Source organism: Gordonia sp. NPDC003429 (genome assembly GCF_053588575.1).
Map to the genome: position 1 here is coordinate 11,953 of NZ_JBSFQF010000026.1, position 15,078 is coordinate 27,030.

17 protein-coding genes and 1 tRNA gene are annotated in these 15,078 nt (G+C 67.4%); 14 read left to right on the top strand and 4 right to left on the bottom strand.

Features of this window, described 5'->3' with window-relative positions; all coding sequences use genetic code 11:
* Positions 1-17: 17 nt before the first annotated feature.
* The 8 genes from ACWDSI_RS19470 to ACWDSI_RS19505 all read left to right on the top strand — a co-directional run bounded on the left by ACWDSI_RS19470 (position 18) and on the right by ACWDSI_RS19505 (position 6,247).
* A complete protein-coding gene (locus tag ACWDSI_RS19470) occupies positions 18-968 on the top strand; it encodes a ParA family protein (RefSeq protein ID WP_449757539.1) in 951 nt (316 codons plus the stop codon).
* Complete coding sequence (locus ACWDSI_RS19475) at positions 965-1,855, top strand: segregation and condensation protein A (protein ID WP_449757540.1); 891 nt, start codon at positions 965-967, stop codon at positions 1,853-1,855. The genes ACWDSI_RS19470 and ACWDSI_RS19475 overlap by 4 nt, the downstream gene beginning before the upstream one ends.
* The gene (scpB, locus tag ACWDSI_RS19480) at positions 1,852-2,625 is read left to right on the top strand and encodes an SMC-Scp complex subunit ScpB (RefSeq protein WP_449757541.1); all 774 of its coding nucleotides are present in this window, start codon (positions 1,852-1,854) and stop codon (positions 2,623-2,625) included. The genes ACWDSI_RS19475 and scpB overlap by 4 nt, the downstream gene beginning before the upstream one ends.
* A 3-nt stretch (positions 2,626-2,628) precedes the next feature.
* Positions 2,629-3,645, top strand: a complete 1,017-nt coding sequence (locus tag ACWDSI_RS19485; RefSeq protein ID WP_449757542.1) for a pseudouridine synthase — start codon at positions 2,629-2,631, stop codon at positions 3,643-3,645.
* Between the two features lie 14 nt (positions 3,646-3,659).
* Positions 3,660-4,352 (top strand): (d)CMP kinase, encoded by a 693-nt coding sequence (gene cmk / locus ACWDSI_RS19490; protein ID WP_449757551.1) that lies wholly within the window; start codon positions 3,660-3,662, stop codon positions 4,350-4,352.
* Positions 4,349-5,800, top strand: coding sequence for a ribosome biogenesis GTPase Der (gene der / locus ACWDSI_RS19495; protein WP_449747922.1), 1,452 nt, complete (start codon positions 4,349-4,351; stop codon positions 5,798-5,800). Before cmk ends, der begins: the two co-directional genes overlap by 4 nt.
* Before the next feature lie 24 nt (positions 5,801-5,824).
* The gene (locus ACWDSI_RS19500; protein WP_449747921.1) at positions 5,825-6,091 is read left to right on the top strand and encodes a GlsB/YeaQ/YmgE family stress response membrane protein; all 267 of its coding nucleotides are present in this window, start codon (positions 5,825-5,827) and stop codon (positions 6,089-6,091) included.
* A gap of 82 nt (positions 6,092-6,173) precedes the next feature.
* A tRNA-Pro gene (locus ACWDSI_RS19505) sits at positions 6,174-6,247 on the top strand.
* Between the two features lie 108 nt (positions 6,248-6,355).
* Here the strand turns inward: ACWDSI_RS19505 and ACWDSI_RS19510 are convergent.
* The 4 genes from ACWDSI_RS19510 to ACWDSI_RS19525 form a co-directional block, all read right to left on the bottom strand.
* Positions 6,356-7,555, bottom strand: a complete 1,200-nt coding sequence (locus tag ACWDSI_RS19510) for an alpha/beta hydrolase family protein (protein WP_449757543.1) — start codon at positions 7,553-7,555, stop codon at positions 6,356-6,358.
* A 67-nt stretch (positions 7,556-7,622) separates the two neighbouring features.
* Positions 7,623-10,301 carry an AAA family ATPase gene (locus ACWDSI_RS19515; RefSeq protein ID WP_449757544.1) on the bottom strand — a complete coding sequence of 893 codons (2,679 nt, stop codon included), beginning with the start codon at positions 10,299-10,301 and terminating at the stop codon, positions 7,623-7,625.
* Positions 10,302-10,398: 97 nt separating this feature from the next.
* On the bottom strand, positions 10,399-11,238 hold the full coding sequence (locus ACWDSI_RS19520) for a GntR family transcriptional regulator (protein WP_449757545.1): 840 nt from the start codon (positions 11,236-11,238) through the stop codon (positions 10,399-10,401).
* A 40-nt stretch (positions 11,239-11,278) separates the two neighbouring features.
* Complete coding sequence (locus tag ACWDSI_RS19525; protein ID WP_449757552.1) at positions 11,279-12,301, bottom strand: phosphotransferase enzyme family protein; 1,023 nt, start codon at positions 12,299-12,301, stop codon at positions 11,279-11,281.
* Here ACWDSI_RS19525 and ACWDSI_RS19530 point away from each other — a divergent pair.
* The 6 genes from ACWDSI_RS19530 to ACWDSI_RS19555 all read left to right on the top strand — a co-directional run bounded on the left by ACWDSI_RS19530 (position 12,197) and on the right by ACWDSI_RS19555 (position 14,726).
* A complete protein-coding gene (locus ACWDSI_RS19530) occupies positions 12,197-12,778 on the top strand; it encodes a hypothetical protein (protein WP_449757553.1) in 582 nt (193 codons plus the stop codon). The two genes, ACWDSI_RS19525 and ACWDSI_RS19530, sit on opposite strands and share 105 nt — an antisense overlap.
* A gap of 43 nt (positions 12,779-12,821) precedes the next feature.
* Positions 12,822-13,094, top strand: coding sequence for a hypothetical protein (locus ACWDSI_RS19535; RefSeq protein WP_449757546.1), 273 nt, complete (start codon positions 12,822-12,824; stop codon positions 13,092-13,094).
* A gap of 59 nt (positions 13,095-13,153) precedes the next feature.
* Positions 13,154-13,774 (top strand): hypothetical protein, encoded by a 621-nt coding sequence (locus ACWDSI_RS19540; protein WP_449757547.1) that lies wholly within the window; start codon positions 13,154-13,156, stop codon positions 13,772-13,774.
* Complete coding sequence (locus ACWDSI_RS19545; protein WP_449757548.1) at positions 13,771-13,965, top strand: hypothetical protein; 195 nt, start codon at positions 13,771-13,773, stop codon at positions 13,963-13,965. Before ACWDSI_RS19540 ends, ACWDSI_RS19545 begins: the two co-directional genes overlap by 4 nt.
* A 69-nt stretch (positions 13,966-14,034) precedes the next feature.
* Entirely contained in the window at positions 14,035-14,181 is a 147-nt protein-coding gene (locus ACWDSI_RS19550) for a hypothetical protein (protein WP_449757549.1), read from the top strand.
* A complete protein-coding gene (locus ACWDSI_RS19555) occupies positions 14,178-14,726 on the top strand; it encodes a hypothetical protein (RefSeq protein ID WP_449757550.1) in 549 nt (182 codons plus the stop codon). The genes ACWDSI_RS19550 and ACWDSI_RS19555 overlap by 4 nt, the downstream gene beginning before the upstream one ends.
* Positions 14,727-15,078 lie beyond the last annotated feature (352 nt).

Here is a 15,078-nt window from a genome sequence, read left to right on the forward strand (position 1 = left end):
AGGGAGAAGCGGACGACGTGAGCAGCCCGATCACACCGCGCGGTCCGTCGACTCATGCCGACGATCAGTACCGCATCGAGGTGTCGCCGGTGGCCGACCGCGACGACACCGAGCACGATCCCGACGAGATCGGCCCCACCGGGCGGCCCTATCGCGACGTGCCCGAACCCGCCCCGCTCGACCGGCACGGCCCCGCCACGGTGATCGCGGTGTGCAACCAGAAGGGTGGGGTCGGCAAGACCACCTCAACCATCAATCTGGGGGCGGCCCTCGCCGAGTACGGGCGACGCGTGCTGCTCGTCGACCTCGACCCGCAGGGCGCGTTATCAGCGGGGCTTGGGGTACCCCACCATCAGCTCGAGGAGACCGTCTACAACCTGCTGGTGCCACCGCACGCGTCGATCGATGACGTCCTGATGCGCACCCGGGTGGACAACCTCGACCTGTTGCCGTCCAACATCGACCTCTCGGCGGCCGAGATCCAGCTCGTCAGCGAGGTGGGACGCGAGCAGGCGCTGGGGCGGGTGCTGCATCCCGTCCTCGACCGCTACGACGTCGTCCTCATCGATTGTCAGCCGTCGCTGGGATTGCTCACCGTGAATGCGCTCGCGTGCGCCGACACGGTGATCATCCCCATGGAGTGCGAATACTTCAGTCTTCGTGGTCTCGCCCTGCTCACCGACACCATCGACAAGGTGCGCGACCGGCTGAACTTCCGTCTCACCCTCGGCGGCATCCTGGTGACGATGTTCGATGCGCGGACCCTGCATTCGCGCGAGGTGATGGCCCGGGTGGTCGAGGTGTTCGGAGATGCCGTCTACGACACCGTGATCTCGCGGACGGTGCGATTCCCCGAAACCAGTGTCGCCGGGGAACCGATCACGTCATGGGCGCCACGATCGACCGGAGCCAAGGCCTACCGCGCGCTGGCCCGAGAGGTGATCGCGCGCAACGTCAAGCAGGCATGAGCGGCGATTCCCCCAGCGATGTCGCCGCGATCGATGTCGGCGACGCTGATCTCGTCGCCACCGACAAAGCCGACCCCCGGGACGACGGGGCCTCGCCGTCGACCGGATTCCGCGTCAAACTGGCCAACTTCGAGGGTCCGTTCGACCTGCTGCTGAACCTGATCAGCCAGCACCGCCTCGATGTGACCGAAGTGGCCCTGCATCTGGTGACCGACGAGTTCATCGCCTACACGCGTGAACTGGGTCCTGAGATGGGGCTCGAGCAGACGACGGAGTTCTTGGTGGTCGCCGCCACCCTGCTCGACCTGAAAGCCGCCCGTCTGCTCCCGACCGGCGAGGTGGACGACCCCGAGGATCTCGTGCTGCTCGAGGCCCGCGACCTGCTGTTTGCCAGGCTTCTGCAGTATCGGGCGTACAAGCAGGTGGCGGCCCTGTTCGGGGAACTCGAGGCCGCCGCCCTGCAGCGTTACCCGCGAGCGGTATCGCCGGAGCCGCAGTTCACCGAGTTGTTGCCCGAGGTCACCCTCGGGGTTGATGTGGCCGGTTTAGCCCAGATCGCCGCGGCGGCGATGACACCGCGACCGGTGCCGACCATCGGACTCGATCACCTGCACGACGTGCAGAGGGTGTCGGTGCCGGCGCAGGCACGGCGGATCACCGGTCTGCTCACCCACGCGCACGGCGCATGGCTCACCTTTGCGCAACTCGTCGCCGACTGCGACGGGGGACTCGAGGTGGTGGGCAGTTTCCTGGGTCTGCTCGAACTGTTCCGGGAACGCGCCATCACCTTTGAACAACCCGAGGCACTCGGAGAGCTCCGGGTGTCCTGGACGGGTGAACGCGACCCCGACGACCTGCGAATCGACAAGGCCGAGGACTACGGATGACCGATCACGGAGAACCCCACCAGACCGCGCTCGACGTGGACGCCGACATCGCGCCCGCCGACATCGCGCCCGACGGGGTGGAACTCGATGGCATGGCGCTCGACGACGACCGGCTGCGGGCCGCACTCGAGGCCGTTCTGCTCGTCGTCGACACCCCGGCGACCACCGACGAACTCGCCAATGCCGTCGACGCCGAACGCTCCCGCGTGCACGCGATGCTGCTCGCGATGGCATCGGATCTGACCGCGGCGGCCAGCGGCATCGACCTGCGGTTCGCCGGCGACGGGTGGCGCTTCTACACCCGCGCCGAGTTCGCGCCCTACGTGGAACGGTTGCTGCTCGACGGCGCACGGTCGAAGCTCACCCGCGCCGCACTCGAGACCCTCGCGGTGATCGCCTATCGGCAGCCGGTGAGTCGCGCCCGGGTCAGCGCCATCCGCGGCGTCAACGTGGACGGTGTGGTCCGCACCCTGGTGGCCCGCGGACTGATCAGCGAGACCGGAACCGACCCGCAGACCAACGCCACCACATACGGAACCACCGAGATGTTCCTGGAACGCCTCGGGTTGGCCTCCCTCGAGGAACTGCCCGATCTGGCGCCACTGCTGCCCGACGTCGACATCATCGATGCCCTCGACGAGGAGATCTCCGCCGACCCACGATTCGCCAAACTGGGCGGTGGGCGGTCAGACTCGAAGGAGATCGATGCACCCGAGACCACGCCGACGGGCGACCCGGGCCTCGACACCACCGACGAGAACCAGGACTGACACATGGCAACCGCTGGCCGAGACGGCACACCGGATCCCCGTAAGAAGCAGGCGCGACGCGCTGCCGGCAAGCAGACCCGTGCCGGAGGAGCCGGGCAACCTTCCAGTTCGAAGAAGCCGACACCGCAGAAGTCGGGCGCACAGAAGCCGACCCCGAAGAAGCGGCACCGCAAGGGCGGTTCGCAACCCGATGCCGCCGCCGGGCGTATCCGGCTCAACAACGCTCGCCCGGCCCGCCATCAGACGCCGGTCGACGCCGATGAGGCCGGGCACGCCACGTACGTCTCCGATGGGGTGCGGTTGCAGAAGGTGCTCGCCCAGGCCGGCGTCGCCTCGCGGCGCGGCGCCGAGGAGATGATCGCGGCCGGGCGGGTGGAGGTCGACGGCGAGGTGGTCACCGAACAGGGGCTGCGCATCAACCCCGACACCGCGGTCATCCGGGTCGACGGCGCGCGCGTCATCATCGACGAGACGCGGCAATATCTCGCGCTCAACAAACCCAAGGGCTGGCAGTCGACAATGTCCGACGACCAGGGCAGACCCTGCGTCGGCGACATCGTGGCCGAACGCGTGATGTCCGGTCAGCGTCTGTTCCACGTCGGTCGGCTCGACGCCGAGACCGAGGGCCTGCTGTTGCTCACCAACGACGGTGAGCTCGCCCATCGGCTGATGCACCCGTCCTACGAGGTGCCCAAGACCTATCTGGCCACCGTTCGCGGTGAGGTGCCACGCGCGCTCGGCAGGAGCCTGCGCGACGGGGTGGAACTCGACGACGGGCCGGTCGCGGTGGATTCGTTCACCGTGCTCGACGTCAACGAGGGCCAGTCGCTGGTGCGGATCACGTTGCACGAAGGGCGAAACCGGATCGTGCGCCGGATGATGGAAGCCGTCGGATTCCCGGTGACCTCGCTGGTGCGGACCCACGTCGGCAATGTTGCGCTCGGCGAACAGCGACCCGGCAGCCTGCGGGTTCTCGGTCGTGACGAGGTGGGCTCGCTCTACAAGGCGGTGGGGTTGTGACCGGTGGCGGCGTCGTGACCGGCGGATGTGGGCGGGTGATCGCGATCGACGGGCCTGCGGGAACCGGGAAGTCGACGGTCTCCAAGCGTCTCGCCGACCGGGTGGGTGCGCACTACCTCGACACCGGTGCGATGTACCGGGCGGCGACGCTCGCGGTGCTCGACGCCGGAGTGGACCCCGGCGATGTGTCGGGGGTCGCCGCGGCGGTGTCCGGCGCCGACATCGAGCTGCGGCCGGCAGACGACGGCGGCTCTCGCGTGTATCTCGACGGGGTCGACGTGTCCGGGCCGATCCGTGGTGACGAGGTGACCGCGGCGGTGTCGGCGGTGTCCGCGGTGCCCGAAGTACGCACGAAAATGGTTGCCCTGCAACGCCGTCACGCCGAGAACGACTTTGTGGTGGTGGAGGGACGCGACATCGGGACCGTGGTGTTCCCCGACGCGCAGGTGAAGATCTTCCTCACCGCCAGCCCCGAGGCGCGTGCCCAGCGTCGGCACCTGCAGAACCGGGCGGCCGGACGCGACAGTGTCTTGGAGGCCGTCCTCGAGAGCGTCAACAGGCGCGACCACCTCGATTCCACCCGCACGGTGTCCCCGCTGCGTCCCGCCGCGGACGCCACGATCGTGGACACCAGCGACCTGACCCTCGACCAGGTACTCGACGAACTCGTCGGACTGGTCCACGCACGAACCGGAGAGACCGCGTGAGCGACAGTGACAGCGACTTCTCGTCGGGCGAGCTGGCCGCGCAGCCCGGCGACGGCACCTGGTCGGACGAATCCGATTGGCAAGTAGGAGATTTCGACCTCGCCGACGATGAGGGTGGCGCCGAGCGCATGCCGGTGGTGGCCATCGTCGGGCGGCCCAACGTCGGAAAGTCGACGTTGGTGAACCGTATCCTCGGGCGTCGCGAAGCGGTGGTCGAGGACATCCCGGGTGTCACTCGCGATCGTGTGTCGTACACGGCGTCGTGGGTGGGCCGCCGGTTCACCGTGGTGGACACCGGCGGATGGGAACCCGACGCCAAGGGGATGGCGCAGGCCATCGCCGCCCAGGCCGAACTCGCCATGCGCACCGCCGACGCCATCGTCCTGGTGGTGGACGCGACGGTGGGGGCGACCGCCACCGACGAAGCCGTGGCCCGGGTGCTGCGCCGCTCCAAGACGCCGGTGATCCTGGTGGCCAACAAGGTCGACAGTGAACGGATGGAGGCCGAGGCCGCGTCGCTGTGGTCGCTCGGACTCGGCGAGCCGCACATGGTGTCGGCGGCGCACGGTCGCGGTTCGGGTGACCTGCTCGATGTGATTCTCTCGACGCTTCCGGAGACCCCTCGTGAGGACACGGCCACGCTCGGCGGCCCGCGACGCGTGGCGTTGGTGGGCAAGCCCAACGTGGGCAAGAGTTCGCTGCTCAACAAGCTGGCCGGATCGGAACGGTCGGTGGTCGACAATGTCGCCGGCACCACCGTCGACCCGGTGGACGAGGTGGTGGAACTCGACGGCAGGCCGTGGCTGTTCATCGACACCGCGGGCTTGCGGCGCAAGGTGCACACGGCCAGCGGACACGAGTACTACGCGTCGCTGCGTACGCGGTCGGCACTGGAGGCCGCCGAGGTGGCCATCCTGCTGATCGACGCGTCGCAGCCGATCACCGAGCAGGACCTGCGGGTGCTCTCGCTGATCATCGACACCGGCCGCGCGCTGGTGATCGCCTTCAACAAGTGGGATCTGGTCGACGAGGACCGCCGCTACCAGCTCGACAAGGAGATCGACCGCGAGCTCGCGCGGGTGCCGTGGGCGCGTCGGGTCAACATCTCGGCGATGACCGGACGGTCGGTGCAGAAGCTGGTGCCCGCCCTTGAGGGCGCATTGGACTCATGGGACAAACGCATCTCCACCGGTCCGCTCAACAACTGGCTCAAGGACGTGATCGCGGCCAACCCGCCGCCGCTGCGGGGAGGTCGGCAGCCGCGGGTGCTGTTCGCGACGCAGGCGGCGGTGCGGCCGCCGACCTTCGTGCTGTTCACCACCGGATTCTTGGAGGCCGGTTACCGACGTTTCCTGGAGCGACGGTTGCGTGAGCAGTTCAACTTCGACGGGTCACCGGTGCGCATCAACGTGCGGGTCCGGGACAAGCGGGACCGCCGTAAGCGCTGAGCGGCACCCACTTATACTTGCGCAATGCTGATCCTCGCTCTCATCGTGTTCGGAATGGCCATCGGCTGGGTGGCCCAACTCATTCTCGGTAAGGGCATGTTCAACACCGACTGGGTACTCGCGATCGTGGCCGGTGTGGTCGGTTCGTTCATCGGTGGCTTGCTGATCAGCCTGCTCAGCGGCGACGGTCTGGCATTCCGGCCGAGCGGCATCATCGGCTCGCTGGTCGGTGCGCTGCTGGTCACGGGGGGATGGATGTGGTTCAAGAACAAGCAGGCCGCACCGAAGTGAGCCGGCGCCGGACACACCGAGCAGGCGATTGGCCTCTGCGGTAGGCGTTCGGCTAATCTTGTCGAGGCCCTCTCGAGGGCAACGGGCTGTGGCGCAGTTTGGTAGCGCACTTGACTGGGGGTCAAGTGGTCGCAGGTTCAAATCCTGTCAGCCCGACAAATGAATTAGCAGGTCAGGGACCATTCTTGGACAATCCGGGAACGGTCCCTGACTTGTATTTCGGGGCGGCGCCAAGCGATTCGTGTCCGGTCTATCCCAGAGCATTTACACGCGCTCGTCGAGCCAGTCGAACATCCGCTGCGCGGTGAGGGTCCGGGCGAGCGGCTGGCAGTGACCGTCGGCGCCCTCGGCCGCGGTGAATCGCACGACAGTGGAGACCGTGCTCGTCAGTGCCGCGAGTTGCTCGGCCTGCCCGGGCCAGAACTGTTCGTTCTCGGGCGAGAGGATCAGCAGCGGCGTCGTGATCTGCCCGGCGACCTCGGCGACGGTGTAGCGGCGCACCGTGGCGATGGTCTCGGCGTAGCCGGGGGTGCCGTACGGGCGCGCGCGGAACTGCCACGTGCGGTTCGTGGTGGGGGAGAACTTCATCCCGAACGCCATTTCCTTGTCGAACTTCTCGGTTTTGCCCTCGTCGAGCAGCTTCAGGAGGTTGTGCGGGATGTGCGAGGTCCACGACGTCGCGACATCGACGATGCCTGGATCGGTGATCGCGGCGGCGAACCGATGCTCGAATGCGAGGGCGCGCGTGACCCAGTAGCTGCCCTGGCTGATGCCATAGGCCGCGATCCGTGCGGGGTCGATGCCCTCGATGCCCGAGATGAAGTCGTACACTGGGGTCAGTACGTGCTCCCAGTCGGGCCGGAAAGAGGTGCCCTTCTGGAAGAGTTCGGACTGCTGGCCGGGTCCGTCGAAGACCACCACGTTGTATCCGCGTGCGAGGGCGGCGGCACCGCTGCCGCCCCACAGACTTGCGAGTGAGCCATCGCTGCCGTTCACGATGACGAGCGTCAGGGCGGCTGGTCCCGCTGGGCGGAAGAGCCACCCGCGCAGCGCGCGGTCCTCGTAGGGAATTGCGATTTCGGTGACATTCGCCGGAGTCTGGACGATGAATTGCTCCCACGCCGACATCTGCTTGTCGAAGGTTGCGCCGAGGCGGTCGTCGGCGAGTGCGCTGGCCGCATCGACGGCGTTCGCGTAGTAGGCCGATGCCCGGAGATAGGCGCCCGCAGCGCTCACCGTATGCCCGGCCGTCGCAGATGAGTTCGCCGTCGTCGCCACGCGGTCACCGAGTGCGAGCCACGCATCGAACCAGGCTTCGTGATCGTTCTTGTCGACATGGGCGACTGCGGCGAGGATCTCGCCGGGGTCGCCGGCGCCGCCGACGCCCTTGCCGAGCGCACCTCGGATATCGGCGTCGAAGTCAGGGTTGTTGGAAAAGGGCCGGATGAGGCTTTTTGTATGCATGTCTGAAGTGTGCGCGGCGGCGCCGCGCGGTGGACTGTGCGGAGTGCACAGTCCTACCGATCCGGTCCTAACCCGCGTTGTCTCGAATCAGCCGGGAAAGCTCGTGTCGCGTGCTCACGCCGGTCTTCGCATACACGCGTCCGAGGTGGAATGAGATGGTGCTGCGGGTGACATACAGTTCGTCGGCGATCTGCGCGTAGCTGTAACCCGATGCCGCCAGTTCGGCGACCTCACGCTCCCGATCTGTCAGGGCCGCGAGTGGCCCACGGGGGACGCGCGAGGTTGATTCGTCCGCTCGCACGTATGCCGTGGCGCCGAGTCGGCGGTATAGATCTTGCGCATGATCGCTCATCTCACGCGCCGTCACCCCGGCACCGGATGCGGCCATGACCCGCGCCGCGTCGGTGAGTACGTGCGCGCGGTACAGCGGGAGAGCATCGTCAAACGATGCGACGGCGCTCTCCACCAGGGTCACGGCGCCGGCGAGATCATCGGATGCCTCCGCGGCGAGCCCAAGCAACCACGGCCGCGCCCATGCGGCCCAGCCGGGGACGATGATGTCTGTCTCGATCGCGCGGAGATGTCCCTCGACGTCGTCCTGCTCGCCGGCCCAGATCTTGGCGAGGGCGACGTGCAGATGCCACAGCGCGCCGTCGATCCGCTCGGCAGAGCAGATGTCGGCTCCGAAGATTTCTCGTGCCCTGACCACGTATGCCGCTCGCGCCGTGGTGTCGCCCCCGGCGTGCAGTCGTGCTACCCGCGAGATCATCAGCACCGACACCGCCTCGCGCCACGGCAGTTCTCGCAGCTGTTCTTCGGTCTCATCGATCAGTTCGTCGGCGTGTGATGCTTCGCCGCGCACGATGGGGACGAATGCGAGCGTGGCCTGCACGAGCGGATGGGGCCGTCCGACCGTGACCTCTGTGGCCGCGGCGGCCTCCACGGCGGCGCGGCCGAACTCCCCGTCCTGCCAGAGCGCATACCCGTACAGCGCGTGGTCGGTGCCCGGCCCGGCGTCGATCTGCCCGAAACGCTGACGTGCGACGACCTCCGACAGATCCCGTCGAGCTTGCGGAGTGAACCCGCAGAGCGCATAGACAGCACCACGCCAGCCGAGCCGGTCGGTGTCGGCGAGGGGAGTGGATCGCGCATCGTCGGGGACGGCATTCAGATCGTGCACGAGGTGCGCCACATCGACGACGCGCGCGGCGATCTGTCCGGCGGTGCGCAGGTACAGGGGCCGCACCGCGGCATCCAACGTCGCATGCTCCGGCACGGTGTCAAGAATCTGCTGCACCTGCTCCGTGGGTGCACCCGAGGCCAGGTGTACCCATGCGGTGAGGACCAGCAGACGCTGACGCGTGCGGATGTCGCCTGCCGCAAGGACTTTCGGCGTGAGCCCGGCGAGAATTTGACGCGCCTGAGTGACCTGGTTCTCGACGACCAGCAGCCAGGCGAGCACCAGTGTGCGGCGTGGGATGTCTGCAGCCCAGGCGACCTGGCTCAGGTGTGCGCGAACAGCGGTCACATCCTTCGCCAGTACTGCGGCGAGCTGGGCGTCCAGCCATCGTCGTTCACGATCCTCCGGGGCGCTCGTCAGTTGCGACGACCAGGTGCGCAGCTGTGCTTCCCGACGGTGATCAGCGGCAAGCGCGGCCTCGTCCGCCAGTTGCTCCAGTCGGGCTGCGAGCACATCGTCGCGGCCGGCGGCGGCGGTGACCTCGTGCTCGATGCGCACCATCGGTGCGGTCAGCACCTCGGCGGCGCGTAGGTGGAGCATTCGCCGGTCGTTGGCCGGGATCGTGGCGTACACCGCGGCCCGGACGAGGGCGTGGACGATCCGAATCTGCGCAAGGGGCAATCCCGCCTGTGCCACGACGAGATCACTCGCGAGCAGGAGGTCCAGCGCTGTCGTCGTGTCGTCGATGCCGGCGATGGCGCCGACATCGAGCCGGTCCACCCATCCGGAGCCGACGACCGCGATCGTTCGCAGGAGCTGTGCGGCATCCTCATCGAGCGCCGCCAGCCGCGCATCGAGTTCGCGGGCCACCTCGACGGGAGCGGGCAGGGTTTGGGCCATTGCGAGCGCATCGGGGGGATACTCGGCGGCGAGGGAACGCAGGTACAGCGGATTGCGGCCGGTGTGCTCCCACAGCCGATTCACCAGTAGCGGGTCTGCGTGGCCGCCCCACACGGCGTCGAGAATGTTCGCCGCCTCGTCGAGCGTCACCCCGTCGAGTTGGAGGCTGATCGTGGGGTCGAGGCGGCTGCGCAGCCGTTGCCACGCCGGCTGATCTCCAGAGCGAACGGGACGACTGGCGACAACCAGGAGTAGGCGATCACCGGCCAGGCGTCCGAAGACGCGAGCAAGGGCGTCGAGACTCTCGTCGTCGGCCCATTGGGCATCGTCGACCGCGATCACAACCGGACCGGCGACCGATGCCTCGTCGATCAGGCGTCGGAGCGAGTTGGCGGCGACCGCCGCCGCCAACGGTGCGCCCGCATCAGTGAGAGTGCGCCGCACACCGAGCTGGTCGAGCAGCCCGTACGGGGGCCGGTATGTCGACTCGTCTCCACTCGCTTCGAGGATCGTGAACCCCGTCGCCGCGGCAAGTATCGCCTCCAGGTGGGAGGTCTTGCCCATGCCGGCTGCTCCGTCGATGCAGATCAATCGCGGGCTGCCCGCCTGCGCGTCGGCGATCGCGGCGCGGATGACCGCCTTTCGGTCCTGCCGCAATTCCCACATCGCTCTCCTCTGTGGAAAGAGTATCCCGCCTGTGCCGGGTTCGGTCCTTCCACGGTTGATCCGCTGCAGCGGAAGGGGCGTGTGGCACACGGGCGGATCAAGACGAAGACGCAGGTGCCCCATGCAGATTGGCGGTGGGCGGCGGCGATGGAGGCGCATGGGTCGCTCGAGGACCGATATTTGTCTCCACCACCAGTCGGACGTTCTCGCCGCGGAAACGGTCAACGGAGTACTCGACTGGAGTTCCGAGGGTGTCATGGGCAACCCTGGTGATGCACAGCAACGGCTGTCCGGGCGAGATCTCGAGTAGCTTTGCCAGCCGACGGTCGGCGAGCTGGATCTCGATCTCCTCGGTGATCGGCCCGAACTGCAGTCCGTAGCGGCTGCCGAACAGATCCCACAACGAGCCATGTGCATCCTGCTCGGTGAGGTCGGGAAAACGTTCGAGGTTAAGCCACATCACCTCCGCGCTGACGGGACTGTTATCGGCGACTCTGATGCGTTCGATGCGAATCACCGGAGCGCCGCGGTCGATACCCAGTCGCGAGGCGATCTGAGCGTTGGCTGCCTCATGGGTCACCACGACGTCGCGGGTCTCGACTGTGAACCCCTGCGCCTTGAGAAGCGCGGGCAGACTCAGTGTGGTGGTATCGGTCCCGCCCGCGGCACGCTGGACACGCCGCCCATAGCGATGCTCAAAGGAGTCGGCCACCATCGGCCAATTGGTGTTGGGGGTGGTGGCAAAGGTGCCGCCGCCACGGCCCGGCTCCCGGCGTACGACGCCGGTCGTTGCCAGGTTGTCGAGCGCAGCGCGAACAGTCCATCTCGATACCCCGAGTTGGCGCGCCAGCTCGCGCTCGCTCGGCAGCCTGCCGCCGTGCAGGACATGTCCGTTCTTGATGGAAGCATCGATCTGTGCGCACACCTCTGCCACCACCTTGGCTCCGCGCCTGTGACTTTCGGGCGCTGCGTCGAGCTCAGATCGCGGCGGTGTAGCGGCGGGGAAGTGCGAATCTGCCGGCGAGGAAGTCGGTTCCGATACGTTCTGTCTCCGCGACATATGTCCCAACCATCCTCTCATGCTCGGCGGTTCCCTGCCGCGTGTTCATCCATCCGACGAGTTGTAGACGGCGCATGATGATCAGCGCGGGGATCGTGACCAGGTCGTCGATGTCGACTCCACCGTAGCCGCGCAACCACGCGTTGATCAGATCTGGGACCAATGGCTCGGCCTCGATGAAGGAGAGCGCGCCCGCCAGATCCCACATGGGAAAACCGAATCCGCAGTCATCGAAATCGACCACCGCGACAGCATCATCGGTCACCAGCAGATTCGTCGTCCGCAGATCGGTATGGAGCAGACCGAATCGATCCGGGTGCATCATCCGGTACCGGTGCAGGGTCGCCAACGCGCGTTCTTCGACGGCGTTCAGGCGATCGGCGATCGCCGGCGTCACTTCCTCGTTGAGCCGCCATGACTCCCACGACGGGTCCTTGAGGCCAAGGATGTACTCGGGTGACCAAGTCACCCGGGTGAAGTCCTTGGGCGGCTTCCACGTGCGTACATGGTCATGCAGGTTGCGCGTGATCGTGCCGATGGTGGAAAAGCACTCGATGAGCGCGGCGTCGTCGTCGCCGGGAGTGGGTGAGCGGCCCTCGATGAACTCGAAGACAACCGCATACTGATCTCGTCCGTCGACCTCGAACCGGTGAAGCAAGTCCCCGTCGACGTCGGGCAGCACGGCCGGCGTTCGAATGGTCTGTCGTCGACGCAGATCGGCGAGCCTCCACCGTGATCGACGCCCTGGTCTGGCTCGTGTGCGCGGCCGTGACCTGGAGACCCTCTGCCGCCGATCACCCCGCCCGATCCTCTCTGGCCACTCCCAAGGAGAACGATGAGCAATCCCACCCAGAACACGCCGTCCGCCGCTGACCGCGAGCGTGCGGTGGAAGCGGTGCGACTTCGGACCGCTGGCCTCCAGTGGGACGAGATCGCCCAGCGGCTCGGGTACGCCGACCCGAGCGGACCGCGTAAGGCTGCCGACAAACTGCTCAGCCGACAGGAGTCGGAGGCGGCGTCGACCTATCGGGAGGTTCAGCGCCGACGCCTGGAGATGGTTATGCGCGGTCACCTGGTCGCGGCCGTCGGCGGCGACGTTGCCGCTGCCGGTGTCGTCCTCAAGGTGCATGACCGCCTTGCGCGGCTGTTCGGCCTCGACGCGCCGTCCCGGGTCGAGGTCGGCCAGCAGATGTCCGATGAGGCATGGGCTACGCAGGTGGTCGACGTGCTGCGCGAGCTGACCCCGCTCGGTCTCGCGGAGGCGCTGGCCACACTGCCCGGCGGTGCGCACGCCGTGTCGGCCGTGGCCGGGCTATCGGCACCGGCCGAGGGTAATCACCCCGACCCGGCACTTCACGCCGTCAGCGGCCCGCTCAGCGCCGAAACCGACGAGGGGGAGCCGTGGGCCGACATCTGAACCGCTTGAGCGACAACACAACACCGACATAGGAGGAACTGCCATGACCACACGTCGACCTGATCCGGTTGCCGCCGAGCTGAACGCCGACGACCGCGACCGAGCACTTGCCCTGGCCACCGCACTCAACCGCAACGACCACGACGCCTGCAACGAGATCATCGCCGAGGCCATCGAGGCCGAACGTGTGCGCTGGCTGCTGGAGTTCTACATCCGCATCGTCCCGCCGCCGACGACCGGCTATCTCGCCTACCTGCGCCAGCGGGCCGACGCCAGCACCTTCGAGGCCATCATGCGCCGGGAGTTCGGCGCATGATCAGGATCAGACGACCGAAATCCACTGTGCCCCAACACAACCCCGACACGGGAGGAATAGTGAACCACCAGACCGAAGCCCGTCGGCAACGGCGCGCCCACCTCAGCCACCAGCTCGATGGCGAGTTCGACCTCGCCACCGAGGTCTCCGACATCCTGACCCCGCTGGCTGAGCGGGTCACCGCAGAACCGGCACCCGCGTCGCATCTGCCCGAGATCGAGAACGTCGTCGCAGCCGTGGAGAAGATCGTGAGGTTCTCCGTCGAGCTGGTGGCCCGCCGCGACGCCGAGCGCAAGGTCCGTGACCTGCCCACCTATGAGCAGAGGTCGGCCGGTATCGCCGCGCTGATGATGTTGGTCGAGTATCCGCCGACGCCGGTCATCGCCCGTGTCGACGCGGTGAGCGGTGAGTGGGCTGTGATCCTCGCCGCTCACGTCCGGCCGGTGTCGGCGTCCCTCGCCGACCTGCTCGACCATGCCCGACCTACCGGCGGTCGCACCCTGTCGGTCTCCGAGCGGGTGATCGCGGCCTTGCGCGGTCTCGACCGGGCCGCGATCACCTTGGAGAAGCGCCTCGACTGGGCGGCGTCGACCAGGACTCAGCTCGCCCGCACCCCGGCCACCGAGACCCCGGCCGACCAGGCGCGGCGCGTGCTCGACGCTCTGGGGGTGCAGCCGTGAGCGACTACCTGCACGCCTGCACCGGTTGCGGCACCCCGACGATCCGGTGGCGGGGGTCGGTCCACGGCTTCACCTGCGATCCGTGCATGCACCGTCGTCTCGGCCTCGACAAGTCGGCGGTGACCGTCTACTCGACCGAAACCGCCACCACGAACCACCCGGCGACACCGAGGGAGTCGATGCCCCGGTGAGAGGAAGCGAAGCGTGGGGGTCTGGCTTCGGGCCGCCCCACGCTTCGCCCTCCGGACAGGAGAGATCACATGGACGACCCCGACGACGACGGCATGGAGACCGTCGAGCCCACCGGGCCGGTGCTCATCGAGGAGATCACGAGCACCTGCCGCCGCTACTACCTTCCCGGCGGGTATCACCCCGCCGCCACCATCACCACGAAGGACCCCCGATGAAGCAGTTCAGCGACCTCACCCCCGCAGAGAAGCGCGACCTCATGGCCGCCGCGATCCACGAGAGTGCGCACGCGATCACGGCCCGCGTCCTCGGCCATCAGGTCGGCCGCGTGACCCTGACCACCGACGCCGCACATGCCGGGAGCTGCGAGGTTCACCAGCGGTTCGGCGGCAAGCCTGACCCCCGGGTCGCCTACGCCGGTCCGTGGGCTGAGGCGATGTTCCGCAACGGTGGCGGCGTCCCGCCTACGGCCGCTGTCCGACGGTCCCTGGCCAGCAACAGCAACGACGCCAAGGTGATCATGGCCAGCGGCGAACCCGCACCGCTGAAAGTGCCGCGCCTCGTCACCGACTGCTACGGCTCGATCCGCGACCTCGCGCGCGAGCTGTTCGTGCGCGGTGAGATCAGCCAGGACGACGTGGACGCCGCCCTCCTGTTGCACGATCACGCCGATGATGAGACCCGGGAGGTGGCCCTCGCGATGATCCGCAGCGGTGCCGCACCCGGCGGCAAGATCATCCCGGCAGGCACCCGGGTGATGTGACGCCCGCGCAGATACGACGCAATTACGACACCCGCGCGGGGGGTACCTCAGACGTACCGCAGAACCCCGAATTGGTACGTAGTGGGAACGCCGGGCACCTGGGAGTGTTGACACATCTTTGACTGACCAGCGCGAACTGCTGTTCGATCAGTGGGCCGACAGTGGGCCAAGACGCGCACGAACACCGGCGGCCCACACTAGACGCCTTAGACGAAACCGACTGCACGACAAGGGCACTGACGCACACCGGGTCACACACTAGTGTCGCGTTTCGTTAGTTGGTTTTCGGTTGAGCTTTCTTGAGAATCTCCTCGACCGGTTTCGTCCACACGAAGGGGTGTTTGCGGTCGTT

Bases quoted from the DNA above. Each gene is read 5' to 3' on its own strand.
- ACWDSI_RS19475 (WP_449757540.1), top strand. From the start codon at position 965: ATGAGCGGCGATTCCCCCAGCGATGTCGCCGCGATCGATGTCGGCGAC.
- scpB (WP_449757541.1), top strand. From the start codon at position 1,852: ATGACCGATCACGGAGAACCCCACCAGACCGCGCTCGACGTGGACGCC.
- ACWDSI_RS19485 (WP_449757542.1), top strand. From the start codon at position 2,629: ATGGCAACCGCTGGCCGAGACGGCACACCGGATCCCCGTAAGAAGCAG.
- ACWDSI_RS19500 (WP_449747921.1), top strand. From the start codon at position 5,825: ATGCTGATCCTCGCTCTCATCGTGTTCGGAATGGCCATCGGCTGGGTG.
- ACWDSI_RS19510 (WP_449757543.1), bottom strand. From the start codon at position 7,555: ATGCATACAAAAAGCCTCATCCGGCCCTTTTCCAACAACCCTGACTTC.
- ACWDSI_RS19515 (WP_449757544.1), bottom strand. From the start codon at position 10,301: ATGTGGGAATTGCGGCAGGACCGAAAGGCGGTCATCCGCGCCGCGATC.
- ACWDSI_RS19530 (WP_449757553.1), top strand. From the start codon at position 12,197: ATGAGCAATCCCACCCAGAACACGCCGTCCGCCGCTGACCGCGAGCGT.
- ACWDSI_RS19535 (WP_449757546.1), top strand. From the start codon at position 12,822: ATGACCACACGTCGACCTGATCCGGTTGCCGCCGAGCTGAACGCCGAC.
- ACWDSI_RS19550 (WP_449757549.1), top strand. From the start codon at position 14,035: ATGGACGACCCCGACGACGACGGCATGGAGACCGTCGAGCCCACCGGG.
- ACWDSI_RS19555 (WP_449757550.1), top strand. From the start codon at position 14,178: ATGAAGCAGTTCAGCGACCTCACCCCCGCAGAGAAGCGCGACCTCATG.